Here is a 17,094-nt window from a genome sequence, read left to right on the forward strand (position 1 = left end):
CCGTGATGCGAGAATGCGGCGCTCCGATTTCAGGTGCCCGGTTCACCCGAGCGACCGCTGGACCGGCGGTCCAGGCGTGGGACCGCTTGGCCGTGTGGGGAGTGCACGGGCATCAGAACAGAGTGTCGCGATGCAGGTTCTAGAGTCTGTGAGGTTCACTATTCTCATCATGCGCCAGGAACTGACCGACGGTCGAACGTGGTCCGCCGCCTTACCCGTATGATGATACAAACTCACGTTACGTGCGATTCAAGCCCCTTGAGAGCCGCTCGCGAGAATAGGTCGAAACCGTCACGCTGCCAGAAGGGCCTGTGCCGAACAGAGCTGCCCGCCCAATGCTCGAGGCGGTCCGCACTCGCTGTTATCGCGTTCTCATGGGATATGCAGAGCGAGAGCGCCATCGCAGGCGCCAGGCGAATGAAGGCGTCTTGGGGCGCGCCATACGCCTCAATCGCAAAATGTGCCCGGGGATTACAGCGAGGCCTGGACAGGGTGCAGGCCAGTCTCCTCGCGCGCTGCTCGATGCGCGCCTACCGCCCGGACCCGGTACCGCCGTGCACGGCGGAAACGCTTGTCGCAGCCGCACAGTCAGGCCTCATCATGCTCCAACCTCGAAAGGACGGGAGCATGATCCACTTCGGTGCGCCGTTCCGGGGCGCACGCGCGGCTATCCTCGCAAACACGAACGTTAAGGCTCGAGTGCGACCTGCAAACCCTCGTGGCCTCCAACGTGAACGTAACGCGGCCCGATTGGCCGACCTCGACCGCTGGCGACGGTGACAATGTCGTCCAGGGGAGCGGCGCGAGCATCCGATTCAGGGCGGGACAAGATCAGATCGGCGTGGAACAGACCTTCCGATTCCAGTCCGGTCGCATCGATGCCCAGAGCCGCCAACGTGGCCAAAGTCCTTTCAAATTCCTCAGCGTCGCGAAATCGACGCTGAATAAATGTCGCGCCAGCAAGACGTTCCGTCACAAGACCACGCTTCGCGAACGTCGCAGCCAAGGAATCAAAAGGAAACATCCGCAGCACGAAAGAGATGATCCATGGACGTTTCTCTGTCGCATCGAGAATTTTGCTGAACGTCTTCTCGGTGACGTAGCCGATGCAGCCCGTTGACATGATGACATCGATGGAGCGGAGAATACGCGCGCTCTCGGTCGAAAGCGGTTCCTTTTCAAGGTCGGCGACAATACCTTGCTCAAGGAGACCAACGCCCGTTGCATAACTGACGGCCGGTGCTGATACATCGAGACCGATAAATCGCGCAAGTCCAACGTCAGGCCAGGCCGAATAGAAATTGCGATCGAGACGCACCAGTGTTTCGGAACTGATCGCCCTCATCTCGCGTCGGGCATAGCGGTGACGCAAGCCGCCGAAGGTCAGTGGAAACCGATGCACCGCCGCGTTGATGCCATATGAACAGCCGACATCAAGCACGATCGGCTTAACGCTGGTTGCCGAAGCTTTCGCTGCCAGAATCTGACGCACGATCGGCTCAGCCACATCCGGGATCATGTAATCCAGGCCTCCCAGGACGGAGAAATACGCTCTTGGATCATCCGAAGCATAGATGTCATCGAAGGCAGCTTTATCCTGATTGATACGCGAAAAATCTGTTCGCAACCCCACGTCTCCACATTTCAATTTGCACATAAGCCCGAGGCTCTTGCCTCGACCGGTACTCTCTTATTGCAGATGTTGGCCGATCTATGAACCTCACGGTGCTTTGCGTTCTGCCTAATCCCAATTCCTTGAAAGATGAGCCAGTCATTCTCCCTCCGTGAGGCCTGCAGCTCGTCGCATTGATGCTGACCCTGCACATTGAGGCGGGGTGAAGACGTAGAGCGATGGCCAATCCGTGGCGACAAGCTGCGCAGAAGGACGCTTTCCAAGATGCTGGGGCAGGCTCGGGGCTGCGAGCATCTTCTCGACATAACGCCCACTGCAATAGTCGTTCCACCAGGCGCGCCCTCCGCCTAGGTCTCTCTATATGTCGAGGAGCCGGATGCGCGAACAGCTCAAGCGCATGGCGATGTCATGGACCAATCGGACCGTAGAGACGATCTCTACAATGGTGGCCGCGATCTTCCCTTCGCAACCGCTCGAAGTAAGGCCATCGCTGCCATCTTGTAGGGACTTGACCTCGCTCGCATCCAGACCATTCAGCGAGATATCAGATTCCCCCCGCGCGCACGTGACCTGCCAATACTGTAGTCATGATCGCCCTCCGGTCTTTACCTCTCATCTTCCTTCCCGCCTGGGCGAAGACCCACGGGAGCTCTGAGAGCGTCTCGCCGTTCTTCGAACCGACCCGTCATTCTCCACCCGCTGCGGCGGTTTCGGTTATGAGAAGTTTTATCGGTCCAAATGGAAGAATATCGGAAGCCGGATCGCAGCTCCCTACCATAATTGGGAGGAGCGTGAGCTCGGTTCACTTCTATAATCCCTCCTCGCACAGGCACTCAGCTTGTTGCAGCTTCATCGCGAGAGATCGGACAAATCTCGCGTCCGCGCTGCACAGAACAGCGTGCTCATGATGACGCTCTACCCTTCGACAGGTTCAAAATGAAGTCTGGGCGATGTCAGGCCCGGACTGGAGGCGACTTCGAGACAAGCATGTCAGAGATCACGCGTCGTAATGTGTTAGCCCTTGGAGTTTCAGCGTGGCTTCCGGTGATGTCCGGAGGCCCGGCGCGATTCGCCGGGCCAGACCGAATCCCGGTTCTTGACCGAAAGTGGAATACCTATTTGAGCGAAGGTGAGACGGACCCTCGAAGCCACCCAGCTATTGGGGCGCTGAGAGCCATGATGGTGTTTGTGGACTTCGCTGACGCACCCGGCGATGTCGGCGGCACGGAAGGGATAGCCGATCTTCTCACCGGACACGGTAGGGCCGAGAAATGGTTTAGGGACCAGTCGTACGGGCGCCTCACTTTCGAGATTGCCAGAATTCCTGGCTGGCGACGCATGCCGAAGCCCTCCACCAGCTACACCGGCGCCAACAAACCTTTTACCTTCCAGCAGCAGAAGGACTATATCTCAGACGCCGCAGCACTTTTCCCAGAACTCGATGTCCGAACCCACCCCCTGTTGCTTGTCGTTGGCGCGAAGACCGACGGGATTGCTATTTCACCAACTTTTATCGCCACGCCGATCAATGCACCTGTGACTCCAACGGGGCCGGTTCGTTGGGGCGTGACCTTCGGCAAGGACAGCTATACCAACACCCACATGAACCTGTGTCATGAGGTGTGCCACACCCTCGGGTTGCCTGATCTCTATAACTTCGAGCCATTGCGATTTACGACCGGCTCCTGGGACATCATGTGCGATATCTTTCGGGGGACTTCGCTGATCGGCTGGCATCGCCACAAACTTGGCTGGCTTGCAGACGAGCGCAAGGCGTACCTGGCGCACGGTGAGCGTGAGACTGTCCTCACACCATTGCCAGGCAGCACAGGAACATCGATGATTGTGGTACCAGCCGACGGTGCGTTGAATCCATCGAAAGTGTACGCGATCGAACTTGCACAGCCGATTCGAGGACACGATGGCACAACCACCGGCGACGGTGTCCTTGTCTATAGCGTTGATGCCGTCATCCCGACTGGACAGAGCCCGGTGAGAATCGTGCCGGCCAAAACGACGGCGAACTTCAACTACGGGGAATTGTTCGAAGCGCCGTTTTCCTCAGGATCAATCCTCGATGACCCGACGTTGCCGTTCAGTCTTTCGATCAAAGCCAAACGCGAGGACCGCTACGTTGTCGGCGTGAAGGTGCGCTAGCCGGAGTTTTCGCAATGCTATTTCTAAGCGACGACAAGGTGCGCCCGCATGACAGTTGCCCATGAAATGTTGGCGCCTCGGGAGAGCTTTTGGCGACAGCGACTTGAGCGGTTCAAGTCATTGCAGCTTCCCTTTGCATCGTCTTCACAAGAGGTGTCGCCGCGACGGCAATCGACTGCTTGGCTGTCTCCTGATGCTTTGGTCGAATTGCTGCCGATCGATCGCACGGAGTGCGTACTAGCTGCGTTCCTGATCTATCTTGCCCGCATCACAGGTGAATCTGAGCTTCAACTCGGCTGGGAGCCCGCACCCAAGCGGCCGCAAGTGGGCCTGAAGGCGGGTGAGGCGCTGGTCGCATCCGTCGTGCCAATGGAGGTGGCAATTGATCTTGCTCATGACTTTGCGCAGCTGCACGGGGTTGTTGCAGCCGAATGCGCCGTTCTGAGAGCGCACGATAGTTTTGCCTGCGATCTGATCGCGCGCTGACCGGCGTTGCGGGAGATCGGGATGTTACGGTCCTGCCGACCCTGGCCGATTGGCATCACCATCAGCGACATCGGCTCTCCCGCTGCTGGAGATCTGGCTTCGCGCGCCAGTTCGGACGCGGCTCCATGTGGTGATTTGCTGACGTTAGAAATCCGCGTGCTCGATGGAAGCTTTCGATGGCACTTTGATGCAAGTCGGCTGGCGTCCACGCAAATCGAGCGGATGATGACGCATCTGAACAATCTCTTGCACGCCGTGATGGCCGATACAGGGCAGCCGCTGGGACGGCTTGCGCTGTTGTCAGGTGAAGAGCACCTACCTCTTGGAGGAACTGAACCGAACAGCTGAGCCCTATCCGTCGCATAAGTGCATCCATGAACTGTTCGAGACCGAGGTCCGGAAAGCGCCGCATGCGGTAGCGGTGGTCGATGCGGAGACGGACTTAAGTTATGGCGAGCTCAACAGGCGAGCGAATCGGCTCGCTCATCATCTCATTGGGCTTGGACTCAAGCCGGCGGATCGCGTCGCGACAGTGTTGGATCGCTCCATCGCTCTTGTCGTAGCGCAACTGGCCATTCTGAAGGCAGGCGCGGTCTACGTACCGATCGATCGGGGCTTCCATCCGGGCGACAGAGCTGGATGATGATCGATTGTGCTGTGCGTCTGGTGCTCACGGCAACTGACAGTGACGGCGAGGTCGAGGCTGCCATTCCTGTTCAAGCCATTGAGCCAATCATCGCTGGAGAGGGATGTGATGCCGATCCAGGCTTGACATTGGCCGCCGAGGCCACCGCTTACGTGATGTACACGTCGGGGTCGACTGGCGTTCCCAAGGCGGTTGCTGTTCCTCATCGTGCCGTCAACCGGCTTGTCATCAACAATGGATATGCGGAGTTTAGCTGGAGTGATCGGGTAGCGTGGGTGGGCAATCCCGCCTTTAGTATCAGTACGCTGGAAGTCTGGGCGCCATTGCTCCACGGTGGGCGCCTGATTGTCGTTCCATGCACTGCCGTTCTGCAGCCGGACATCCTGTGCGAGCTGGTTCAGCAGAACAGCGTCACCGTGCTGCATTTGACAGCCGGACTGTTCAACCGGAGCGCCGATCATTTGGCACCGGTGCTCGCGAGTTTGCGATTGCTATTGGTTGGCGGCGGCGCAGTCGATGTGGCGGCGGTCGCACGGGTGTTGCGCCGGTGTAGGCCGCAACGTCTGTTGCACTGCTATGGCGCAACCGAGACATCGACCTTTGCGACGGTCTGCGAGATCACCGCGATCGACGAGACAGCCGGTCGGCTGCCGATCGGCCGGCCGATCGCCAACACGCGGATCTACCTGCTGGACGGTGATGCCGCGCCCGTTCCGTTCGGGGCGGTGGGGGAGATCCATATCGGCGGCGCCGGCGTTGCCCGCGGCTATCTGAACCGGCCCGAGCTGACCGCGGAGCGGTTCGTGGCCGATCCGTTCAGCGGCGAGGCCGGCGCGCGGATGTACCGGACTGGCGACTTGGCGCGCTATCTGCCGGACGGCAATCTGCAGTTCCTGGGCCGCAATGATGATCAGGTCAAGATCCGCGGCTTCCGGATCGAGCCGGGCGAGATCGCCGCGCGGCTGGCCGAGCACCCGCTGGTGCGCGAGGCGGTGGTGGTGGCGCAACAGGATGGTCGTGGCGAGCCGCGCCTGGTTGGCTATGTCGTTCCGGCGGAGCACGGGGCCGAGGCCGATCTGGCCGCCACGCTGCGCAGGCACCTCAGTGCGCGGCTGCCGGACTATATGGTGCCGTCGGCGCTCGTGCGGGTCGCGGCGCTGCCGCTGACGCCGAACGGCAAGCTCGACCGCAACGCGCTGCCAGCTCCGGACGATGAGGCCTTTGCGAGGGCCAGCTACTCAGCCCCGCAGGGCGAGATCGAGACCGCGCTCGCGCAGATCTGGGCCGAGCTGCTCGGCGTCGAGCGGGTCGGACGCCACGACCACTTCTTCGAGCTCGGCGGCCACTCGCTGTTGGCGGTGCAGTTGATTACGCGTCTGCGGCAGTTGTCGCTGGGGGTGGAGGTGCGCACCCTGTTCGCAAGGCCCGTGCTGGCCGATCTGGCGGCAAGCCTGGGCAGTCATCAGGAAGTGGCGGTCCCGGCCAACCTGATCACCGAACAGAGTGCGGCGATCACGCCGCAGATGCTGCCGCTGATCGCGCTGGCGCAGGACGAGTCTGCGGGATCGACTGGCGCGGCTTGAGGCCGATCGAATACGGCTGCTCGCCTGAACCGACCGGTTCGAAGCGGCCCTGACTTTCGCGCATCTGAAATGCGGGCAAGTCTGTGACGATCCTCCTGGTCGGTGAGACCATTGACAGGCGACGCGCCCATGTCCAGGCGTCGGCAGGCGAGCTCATTCAGCTCGTCCGCGGGGTCTATGCCCAAGCCAATGCCGATGTCGACACGGCGGTCTTGGCCCACGCCGTGCGCATCGCACATTATCTCTACCCGGCCGCTTATCTCTCGTCCGCCTCGGCTGCACTCCTGCGGCCAACCTCTGACGGTCGGCTTTTCCTCAGCGGACGTCGCAATCAGCACACCAGGATTCGCACTCTCGAAATCGTCCAGAACGAGGCGCCGGCACATCCGTCGACAGCGCCTGCGATCGTAGGCGACGATCAGGGCGAGATCAGGATCGAGGTGTCGTCGCCGCGCCACCGGTTCCTGGAAGCTTTCCGCCTCCGAAGCGAGCACGCCAGCGCGATCACCGACGAGCTTCGCGCGGACATGGCCGCGCGGCTGGTCGAGGAGTTTGGATCACCACAAGCGGCGGCGGACGCGCTCTGGGCTTTGGCTCGCGAGAACGGATGGTATCGCGAGGGCGAGGGCGCCGAGCGCTACCTGACGACACGCCCGGCGCTCGGCAAGGCCGCTGCGAACAAGGCGGCGCTTGAGCGGATCGTGGCCTGGCATGGCGAGCCCCTCGGCCGCCTGACGCATGACGGCTTCGAATGGCGCTGGAAGGCTGCGGCAAATACGGCGCCGCCGCTCGTCCGCCAGACGGCGCCCGGCAGGCTGCCAGCCTTTGTGGAGTCCCTCTTGCCGGCAGGCTGGCTCGCCCAGGTTCTTCACGAGCGCGATAATCGCGACGCCATTCGGCGCGGCAAGCGGTTCACGTCGAACATCGCGGTCGTTGCCACCAAGAAGGAGCTAGACGCTCTGCCGCTCGACGTCCTGCAGGCGCCGCTCGCGAAGTTTGCCAAGCGCGGGCAATTCATCGGACGCTATGTCGGCCCGTCGAGGGGTGAGCTGGAGCAGAGCTTCGAGGAGAATCTCGCGCAACTATTTGAGCGCGCGGAAACGCCTCGTCTATCCGGCGTGCAGATCAAGGCGCCGATGTGCCTGACGTCCGACGGCGCGCTGATCGCGGCGATCGACGCGCCGTTCACTCACATCCTCAAGCCCGCCGGGACGGCCGGCTTCGAGGCGCTGCCAATCGTCGAATGGATATGCCTGGAGCTCGGTCGCGCAGCGGGGTTCGTCGTTCCCGACGCGGCGCTCGTCGGCATGCCCGACGGCATGGCGCCCGCGCTCGTCGTCGAGCGGTTCGACATCAGGCGAGATGAGGCTGACAAGCGCCGCCTTGCGCTCGAGGACTTTTGCTCGGTGCTCGACCTGCCCGCGTCGGCCAAGTACGACGGCACCATCGAGCGCGTGGCGCGCGGGCTTCGACCGCTGTCCACCGATCCCGCCGACGATCTCGATATTCTATTCCGGCGCGCACTGTTCGCGTGGTTGATAGCCGACGGGGACATGCACCTCAAAAACCTGGCGCGGCTGAGGGGCGCCGCGCCCGGCGCGCGACAATTTGAAAGCGTCCGGTTCGCGCCACTCTATGATGCCGTCACCACGCGGGTCTTTCCCGGCCTCGCCAGCGATCGCATGGCGCTAAAGCTGAGCGGGAAGGACGAACGGCTCACGCCGCGTGATTTTCTGACGCTCTCCCGCACGATCGAGCTTCCCATCGCGCGTGCGGAAGAGGCTATGGCGAGCGTCACGGCGGCGACGCGCAAAGCCGCGGGCGCCATCTCGCTGCCAGAAATGGCGCGGGACGGCGAAGGCGCCAAGTCCATAGAGGAGCGCGTCAAGGCGATCGTCGCCGAGCGATGCGGCGCGTTCGCATGAGCCTTCATACACTTGTGGCTCGTTGATATCTACCTACGTCGGCGGAAGCTACTACTGACTCCCCACAACACACGCGCGTAAGAAGCAATTTGGAGCAGCCATGGCGTCCCCATTCTTCGGCAAGAACAAATCTAACTGGACGGATATGTCCGACTACGTGGTCCACTTCGCGAAGGACTACCAGAAGAAGAGCGCTTACGACAACATGCTCAGCATTTTGAGCAGCCGGTCATCAAGGCCAGGAATCCATTCGGCTTGGTGAGGGAAAAGGCGCCGGACCCTAAATCCCAGTCCCAAGTACGTCGAGGAGAACGAGGCTTAGCCTGCGGTGGTGACATAGGTCGGCTCAAGTCACGGAGCACCTCCGCCGCCGATTGCCACAAGCGGAAGTGAAGATTGGGCCGCTTTAGGTCTGATGGAGGAATCTGAGGTTCATCTGTCCCGGGGCTGGTCTGCACGGGAAAACCGGTAAGTGAGAAGGTGACCGAGAAGGGCGCGCCGCGCGGAAGGCACAAGAATCACGTTCAATCACTGCATGCGAATGATGAGGCGTGATCCTGCGTGCAGATGGATAGTAAGTGGGATCTTTGTGGAGAAGCAGGCTATCCGACGAAAGAGGTTGAACTAAACACAAAAATTGGCCAACTCGAAAACGGTGGGGACGTGGATTGGGGGCGGTTGAGCGTGCTCTTCCGCGATCGTAACCGTCTCCAACGCTAGCTCACGTTCGAGCCTTTTGAAGATTGTTTTTATCCCAGGCGTCAAGTTCACTCACGGGATACAAAACGTCTTTACCAATCTTGATGCATGCCGGTCCGAACCGCATCGCACGCCAATTTCGCAGCGTGCCCATTGTGACCCTCGTCACGATACCGTGCCGACACTTCTCCGGGGGTAAGGAATTTGGTGCCCGACATTCGAATTCTCCATCACCCCGCCGCAAAACACGTCATGGACGAGACGGCGCAATGTTGGTGTCCGCAATGACGCAAGAAAACGACATTCAATAAGGCTCGTAGCTCACGTCGAACGCGCAAGACTGACGTCGCTATTCGTCACTGATCGTCGTACGGCGGAGCGACGCGTAGCGACAATATTTGCGTCTCTCGGCCGGAGACCGGGTGCGTCGTCCTTGCTCACGCTGGTCGCTACGCTACCCCAATGCCAAGGGCTTCATCGATCATAGCGAGCGCCGCGTGGGCATCTTCTTTGCTCCGATGCCATGCTATGGCACGCGTGCCATCCGCCTTCGATGCGAGCTCGGCGACCTGATATGAAAACCGGTCGACGATGGCGCGCGCGGCCGTGATGTAGCCCAAGGGAAACGGATAGCCGGTTGCCGGATCAGGCGCGTGTACCAAAACGAAGGCCCAAGACCCGGGCTTCACGATCAATTCCAGTGCATTCGGTAGCTCCATAGCGGGGACCGCGAGACACCGATCAAATACAGCTGAGAGCGAACCTGTCGGTCCATAGAGTTTCGACCAGAATTTATCGGGGCCAGCCGCGTCACGCGTTCGGGCCAAAAGCACGGTCCCATCGTCGGACGCGTGGGCCGTAGAGAGTGCCGCAGCAAGACTGGCGAAAGGCAGGGAGCGGCCCCACGAGGGACTTTCGGGTGGAAGCCAGAACACAGGTGCCTTGGTTGCGGTCTGCGCTCCGCCAATGCTCTGTGTCCAATCGAGCAGAGCCGCGCGAACGGCAGTCGTTGCCGTAGAACCGATAACACGCAAGCCCGGTTCAGCCGGATGAGGTAGAGCGCGGTCTTGGATGCTCCCGCACAGGTCGGCCCACGATGACACCTCTTGGGTCGAACGGACCCCGTCGCGCCGAAACACGCCACCGTCAAGTTCACTAACAAGCTCGAAAGCGACCGCGTGATCGGACGGCGCGGCGAAATCCTTCAAGCGCGTGCTCAGCGCCGATATGAGTGCATTCCGCGAGCCGGCGCGACCTTTCCCAGCAAGCTCCGAGAAGTCTGCTTCGACCGCCGCCATGTCGCCCGACCGCCAGCGGACTGGCATTTGAAAGACCGCCGGAAATGTCGCGATGGATTGCACATCATCGATTGAATGGAGCCTTGTCTCCTCGTCCCACGCGCGCCGACCGTATCTTTGCCGCCACTCGTGGAAATGGAGCTCGAAGGCATTCTCAGCGGCCTTCGCGGCCGCTGCGGCTTTCTCCCGATCGGGCAGCTTGAGCTCTTCGACGATTCGCGCTTCGCGCGGATTGAGCTTGCTTTCCTCAACAGGCGCGAAAGCCGCGAGATCGAACGAGATAGTTGTGACGAGCTCCTCGACCTCATAGAGATCCAACGTGTCCGTGCTCGGTGACAGCGCGTCCTGTCCGCGTTCAGAAAGGACAAGTTGGCCGTTCCGCTCGCTGACCAGACCCGTGCCGAGCACGTCCTCCAGAAGTACCTTCGTCTCGCTCGGTTCGAAATCAAAGAAACCTGCCATGTCGTCAAGGCGAATGCCTTTGACAAGATGGACTAGGCGCGTTGCGAATTCGGTTGCGACAGGAGTTCGCGTCCGCTTCATGATCATCGCCGCAACCCGAAATTTCTGGGCACGAACTTGGAACGATACCGAGTCTACTTCAACGCCGTGATCTTGAGGAACTGTTACCATGCGTCACCTAATTCGATCGTCGGTGAAAACGCGGCCTTGAGGACGCAACGTCTGCAGGAACGTCGAGAGCGGATGGTTCCTGTCGCTGAACATCTGTGCGGAGCCAACGATGACCAAGCGTTCCATGGCTCGTGAAAGTGCAACGTTGATCCGGTTTTCGGTGCGCAAGAAACCCATGGCATATTCCGGATTGCTTCGCACCAGCGACACGACGACGATCCGGTTCTCCTTTCCTTGATAGGAGTCGACGGTGTCGATCTTCACCAGATCCCGAAACACCTCTGGCAATCCCGATGTGACGAATTGTTCCTCAATCAGGGCGGCTTGAGGTCCGTACATGCATATGACGCCGATCAGCGGCTCGTCCTTCTTGACGTCAGCCTTCGCCGCATCCAGGAACGCCGGCGTTGATGCGATGAGCCGCAACAAAGCCATCACGGCGTTCGCTTCGCGCCGGTTCACGTAGCTGCTTCCGACTGCTGCTTCCCGGCGCTCGGATCTGGAGTGACCTGTATCTATCCACGTCAATTCATCATCAAGCGGCCTCGGCAACAGCCGATAGTGTTCCGGCGGCGGGCCGCGCTCAGCTGTTAGCTCTTGGCCCTTGTAGAACGCGCTGGCCACCACGCTGCAGATCTTTGGCGCCATTCTGTATTGCTTTCGCAGACTTCGGGCGACTGTACGACCGTAATCAGAATGAAAAGCGCGCTCGAAGTCGCTCCGCTGCAACTCCTTCCGTGACAGATTACCCAGCCGCGGCCCGATGGCATTGAGCAAGTCATGATCGTAAAGTGGCGGAAGCTGCCGGTGATCTCCGACGAGAAGAATGCGGCGCCCCGATTGCATGCCCACGGCGAGTTCGCTCGGTGTGCAACGTGCCGCCTCATCAATGATCACGAGGTCAAATGCGTTTCGATCGAGTTGAATGCCAGGCCGGCCAATGCCGACACAAGTCCCGCAGATCAGATTGCGGCTGCGGGCAAGAAGCTCTTCGAGGCTTCTGTGGCGAATGCCTAGAACCGAAGTCCATTCATTCGCCAAGCTCAACAGGCGAAGTAGGCGTCGCCGCGCATCAGGATCATTGACTGAGTGGCGCGAGGCCAAATCGTCTCGCAGCTGCTCTAGCGTGCTGCGCGGTTCGTCACCCTCGCTCAGCCCTCTTTCCTTAAGCGCAGTGCTCCACACATCCTTCAGTTGAGCAAGCCGCTCTCGCGCGGCGGCCACGACGTCTTGCCCGATGTCGCCGGAAATATCGGCCTCACAGAGCTCGATTTGATGAAAGAGAGAACCAAACACGGCTTCGACTTCGATCGCCTCGGACACGTAGTTCCGATCCAGGCCGAGCCGCCCAGCTGCCCAGCCAACCCGCTCCTTCAAGCCGGCGCGGAAGAGCTCTCGATATCGGTCTTGAATCGCTCGCGCGTGGTACTGCCGCAACGCAGGTGATATCTTCTCATGGTACCCGACCCGAAGCGGGGAAATGTCTCCTCCCAAACGCTCCGATACTTGCAGGATGCGCTCAGCTACAGTGTTCACTGCCTCGTTCGACTGCGACAGTACAAGTACATTTCGCATGCGGGCGTGGGTGAGTGCGTAGTGGACCAGAGACGCTATAAATAGTGTCTTTCCGGTGCCAGGTGGGCCTTGCAACAGGCCTACCGGTCCAAACTTCCAGAGATGTTTCAGAGCGCTGGCTTGGTCGTCGTTGAGCTTGTAGGGAGCGATGTCTTCGGCGCTGACTTCTCCGCCGATATCTTTCGGCGCGGCGGTATTTTGCGGGTCGAAGTAACCGATTAGATCTCTTACCTGTGCGCGGCCTTCGAGTATTCGGGACACCGCCCGAGAGCGGCGTTGGAAGCTAGTGAAGTCATCCGAGGTCTGAAGCCTTAGAGTCGCTCCAGAACGCAGACCGCGGTGTCCCCTGACGTTCCTGATCAACAACGTAGTCCCGCGCGAGCGCGCGAGATCGAGATCGCCAATCTTATAGCCGTTCCATGTGACTCCGATGGGCTGTCCATCGGTTGGCTCTAGATCGGACAAGGCGTCAGCTGACACCGATATCGTCAAGGTTCGGTCACTCTCGTCAAACTTGGGATCGTCGGCCAAGTCGACTTCCGGAGTGATTTCCTGCTCGATCGTGATCGTCTCTTGCCAAAAGCGGGCAACGGGAAACTGTTCGCGTGTCGTCTTTGCGATCGCGATGGCCGGCTGCGGAGCCACGGCTTCGAGAACGGGCACAACCGGGGCAACCATGTCCCTGAGCACCGTAGCGAGCGGATCGAAGCCTGAGAACCGAGCTTTCGTCGAGCGCTGAACACTGACGCTCCCCCTGAATGAAAAAGACCGCCATCGCTGCGCCCAGGACGCGCCGCGCAGGTCCGCCTTATGCGCGATAGCATGCCGTGGCTTCAGGTCCTTGTCGTCTAGGTCGATCGTAACGTGCTGGTCGAATCCGTAAATGTCGATTGAGCTCTTGCCTTTCAACTTGACGAGGTGGAACAGGCCGTTGTCAGACAGCATCTGCCCCTCGAAGGCAGCACGGGCAGTCTCGATCGTGAGTTCAAAGGTGCCGCCAAGCGACTGCGTCTTGCGCGGCGCAAGCGCGTCCTTCAAAGGCTTTAGAGTGATCCAGGGAGCAGCACCCTCGCCACATTTCGCAACACCGGCGAGCAAGGCTGCTTTTGTCTCGGCGTCATCGCACTTGTCGGCCAACTCAAGTGCGACCTGTCCGACTGCGTAACGATCCCGCACGCGTATATCGGTATCATCGGGCGGGCAGTACGCAGGGGTCTTTTTTCCATTATCGTCCGACGTAAAATCAACGACATCGACCAGCACGGGGTGGATTCGCCCTTCGCCTGTTCGGACGACGATGTTCGTCGGCGTCAGATCGCCATGCGCTTGCCCGAGTTCGTGAAGCTCGTCGATGGCGGTGGTCAAATCGATCACGAAGGATCGAAGGTCGGATGCGGGCCATTGACCAGTATCGGACTGCGCAAGAGGCTTACCGTCGATCCATTCCTGGACAATAAGCAGCCCGTCCGTGCACAGGCACGACAGCTCTGTCTTGGGCAGCCAATCGACCGCTGTAAGACGCAGGACGTCGGCCTTGCCGAAGAATTCAATGAGCCGCGCGGCCGTCTTTCGGCGTTCGCCGAGAGACCGCTCTGGCCAGCTCTTGACGAAGTAATCGGTGTTGTTTTTTCGCGAGCGATAGATTCGACACGGCTTCTGCGTGATCCATTCGGTAGGCGGATAGTCAGAGATTGGATCGATATCTTGGCGATAACGTTCGAGTTGCTTCTCGAGTGAAACCTTCTCCGTTTTGCGGACCAACTCCGCGAAAGCGTCAGCGGCTTCGACGCCGTCGGCAAAGCGAGCACGCGCCTCCAACTGAAGGCAGCGGTCAAACCAGGACGCAAAAAGTGCGGGCAGGCCGTCGGCAGTCGCCAACGTGCCGGACATCCAGACCGGGACTGCATCGACAACGGGCAGGCGCTTTCCCGTCAGCAGGTTCCAAACTACGGCGCCTGCAAGGAAGACATCTTGATGAAAAGGTGTTCCTTCGCAGCCTTCGCCGATGTCTTCGGGTACGCGATGGCCCCCGGCCATAAGCTTCGACCGCGATGCCCCGATGGATTTGCGCTCTGGAAAGTGGGCGGCGCCAAAGGAGGATAGCACGACCTTGCTGCGGCGATCGTCAATCCAGATGGAATGACGGTCGAGATCGCGATGGGCGACGCGAAGGCGGTGCAGGCTCGCGATGCGATCGAGAAACAAGGTCGCCAGCTCGATCCTGCGCTCCAGCGAGAGATCGTCGATGACGGCCGAGAAACGCGTTAAGCGCTCGAGATCAGGGAGCTTGTCGAAGACCTCCGAATAGCGCAGCGTGAATTCAGAGTCGTATCGGACGGATTGAAGCAAATAGTTCTGATAGAAGGCCGGGTCGTGAGCGCGGATGTGGCCCAGGATGGCGCGCTCACGCTCGGCGATCGGCCGCCTATCTTCCTCGACCAGAAAATCCGGATCGATACTGAAGTCCCAGAGGCGAAGCAGGCCCGTGTAGTTCGTGTCGGTCGGCTGATGGCACGCATATTCCAGATAGAGGCGATGCTTGAAGTCTGGCTCGCCCTGCGGAATGAAGCCATGAAATTGGGCTTTCCTGGGCTCGAACAGCCGCCCATTGCTGAAGAATTTCTGCAAGGCGGGCAGCGCCGGAGCCGCCGTGAGCGGCTGAGCAGAACTGAACTTGCTTGCCGAGCTGAACATCGCGTGGAATTGCGCGCCATTAGAAATGCGAACGAAGTCGGCGAGCTTGAAAGTGCGATCACGCTCGACCTGATCGAGGCCGCTCGGATCGGAGAGAGGATGCGTGAGGACGACCACGCTTTCCACGGGCGGCACTGCAGGAAGCTGGGGCATTTCCGCGCGGATGAGTGAGGCCAAGTTCTTCGCATTGTCGCGAATCTTGTGCGCCGGAGAGGCGCCCTGATTTTCTTCGCCCCGGTACCAGAACCCTCCGCGGTTCTCGATTCGGCCGCGGAGATGTTTGAGGTCGACCAAGATGAGCCTGTCCGGCGCCACGATGACCAGGTCTATCTCTCGGTCCTGACCGCGCTTGTTGGGTTGCCGCATCACGAAATTGGCGAACCCCTTCCATTGGCGTGGAAGAGCGAGGCGAATCTCTTCGAGACCGACTTTTTCTGTGGGTTGCGGGCCTTCCGGCCGGAAAAATTTGATGTCCACGGTCGATCGCCTGCGCACGCTGGCGCTCCGGTGGATCCCGGTCCCGGAGCGCAGTCTAATCCTCGAATCGCGCGAAACACGCGATTCGACAGTCTAACGTTGCAATACACGTATTTCGTGCGATTGCCCAAAGATGGATTTCGGTTTCATTATACCGCTGTGTTAAACAGGGAAATCGAAGGTCATGACGTACTACGCGGGTTCAATAGACAGGTCATGAAGCTCGAACGGAACCCGATTTGTCTGCAGGATACCGCTGAGGCGAGCTACAAGTTGAGCGGGAACGGCAATGGCCAGGATTTTCTCAGCGCGGGTCATCACGCGTTTGGGCTCGAATTCGGTTCGGTTCTCCCACGCAGCAATAAGCTGTTCGGTATATTCGCCCGGTGGAACGACCACGCATACGGCGCCATACTCACTGCCCTTTGCCTCGTGGATCATTGCCCACGCGATAGTGGCCAGATCGGCGCGCGGCCTTAGGAATTGGCTCCATTTCGGCATTGGGCGGCATACGGAAATAGCGCGTTACCGTCATGTCTGGGTCAAGGGTCAATGCCAAATTTGCGACCGCGCCGCGGAGCGCCGTCACCCAAGCCTCTCGCCCCTATTGTGAGTTCCCGCAGGTTGGCGGCAACAGCGCCATGAGTTGCGGGCAATGCGGCGCAGCCAGCGTCGATCAACAACGCGCCTATTTCTTCAATTACGAAGACGAGGTTCGTCGTTTGGCCGCGAGACCGAGGCAGAACTCCCAGAGGAAGTCTGTCCAGCCCCACTTTGACGCAGTCAGGAAAGCCTTGTGCGCTGGCAGTCGGTCAAGACGAGCCTAGCCAAGCACAGCATCGAGCTACCGGACACGCCGAGCTCAGATGGCAACTTTTGCGGCATGATGCATTGCTTGCTAAGCGCCATGCACGGCGAACCTGTCGGCTGGAAGTTTCTTACTCTGGGCGAGGTGGCGCACCGGGTGGCGCAACATCTTCTCACCTTGGATATCTCCGGCCATGAGGCGTCGATCGGCAGGACACCACCGGAAAGTGAAAGCGGTTGCGCGAGAAAAGTCGCCCACGAATGAAATCCGGCGATGCAGAATTGTGGCCAGACGAAAAATGGTTTCTGCGCGGCTTTGGCGTTGGCATGCGCCAGCTCGCGGGGTGGTCGGTCATGCCCGAATTAGAACATAACTATGTCGAGTCCGCGGAAACAGGAAGCTCGTTGTTGGAGGCAAATGAACAGCTGAAAAAAAGAGCCCCGGCCTGGGGCCGGGGCTCTCGATCCACCGCTCTAACGC

General features: G+C 60.0%; 9 protein-coding genes and 2 pseudogenes. 6 read left to right on the top strand and 5 right to left on the bottom strand.

The features are described 5' to 3' along the window. Positions 1–688: 688 nt before the first annotated feature. Complete coding sequence (locus K3F49_RS32145; RefSeq protein ID WP_234684915.1) at positions 689–1,627, bottom strand: class I SAM-dependent methyltransferase; 939 nt, start codon at positions 1,625–1,627, stop codon at positions 689–691. 1,182 nt (positions 1,628–2,809) lie between these two features. Between K3F49_RS32145 and K3F49_RS32150 the strand changes: the two genes are divergently transcribed. The 5 genes and pseudogenes from K3F49_RS32150 (at position 2,810) to K3F49_RS32175 (ending at position 8,430) form a co-directional block, all read left to right on the top strand. Beyond that, the gene (locus K3F49_RS32150) at positions 2,810–3,790 is read left to right on the top strand and encodes a metallopeptidase domain-containing protein (RefSeq protein ID WP_234684916.1); all 981 of its coding nucleotides are present in this window, start codon (positions 2,810–2,812) and stop codon (positions 3,788–3,790) included. Between the two features lie 48 nt (positions 3,791–3,838). Further along, positions 3,839–4,276 carry a condensation domain-containing protein gene (locus K3F49_RS32155; RefSeq protein ID WP_234684917.1) on the top strand — a complete coding sequence of 146 codons (438 nt, stop codon included), beginning with the start codon at positions 3,839–3,841 and terminating at the stop codon, positions 4,274–4,276. 21 nt (positions 4,277–4,297) lie between these two features. After that, a complete protein-coding gene (locus K3F49_RS32160) occupies positions 4,298–4,624 on the top strand; it encodes a hypothetical protein (protein WP_234684918.1) in 327 nt (108 codons plus the stop codon). A gap of 73 nt (positions 4,625–4,697) precedes the next feature. Further along, positions 4,698–6,505, top strand: a pseudogene (locus tag K3F49_RS32170) (amino acid adenylation domain-containing protein). 527 nt (positions 6,506–7,032) lie between these two features. Next, positions 7,033–8,430, top strand: a complete 1,398-nt coding sequence (locus K3F49_RS32175; RefSeq protein WP_346657371.1) for a HipA domain-containing protein — start codon at positions 7,033–7,035, stop codon at positions 8,428–8,430. Between the two features lie 721 nt (positions 8,431–9,151). Here the strand turns inward: K3F49_RS32175 and K3F49_RS32180 are convergent. The 4 genes and pseudogenes from K3F49_RS32180 to K3F49_RS32195 all read right to left on the bottom strand — a co-directional run bounded on the left by K3F49_RS32180 (position 9,152) and on the right by K3F49_RS32195 (position 16,247). Further along, positions 9,152–9,347: pseudogene (locus K3F49_RS32180) on the bottom strand (DNA-binding protein). 231 nt (positions 9,348–9,578) lie between these two features. Continuing rightward, positions 9,579–11,060, bottom strand: a complete 1,482-nt coding sequence (locus K3F49_RS32185) for a hypothetical protein (RefSeq protein ID WP_234684922.1) — start codon at positions 11,058–11,060, stop codon at positions 9,579–9,581. Between the two features lie 3 nt (positions 11,061–11,063). Beyond that, the gene (locus K3F49_RS32190; RefSeq protein ID WP_234684923.1) at positions 11,064–15,806 is read right to left on the bottom strand and encodes an AAA domain-containing protein; all 4,743 of its coding nucleotides are present in this window, start codon (positions 15,804–15,806) and stop codon (positions 11,064–11,066) included. A 192-nt stretch (positions 15,807–15,998) separates the two neighbouring features. Next, positions 15,999–16,247: a hypothetical protein gene (locus K3F49_RS32195; RefSeq protein ID WP_234684924.1), complete on the bottom strand. Its 249-nt coding sequence runs from the start codon at positions 16,245–16,247 to the stop codon at positions 15,999–16,001. A 355-nt stretch (positions 16,248–16,602) separates the two neighbouring features. Here K3F49_RS32195 and K3F49_RS32200 point away from each other — a divergent pair, with 355 nt between their 5' ends. Next, complete coding sequence (locus tag K3F49_RS32200) at positions 16,603–16,878, top strand: hypothetical protein (protein ID WP_234684925.1); 276 nt, start codon at positions 16,603–16,605, stop codon at positions 16,876–16,878. Positions 16,879–17,094: the final 216 nt, after the last annotated feature.

Origin of the sequence: Bradyrhizobium monzae (genome assembly GCF_021458635.1) — a bacterium.
Lineage (GTDB): Bacteria > Pseudomonadota > Alphaproteobacteria > Rhizobiales > Xanthobacteraceae > Bradyrhizobium.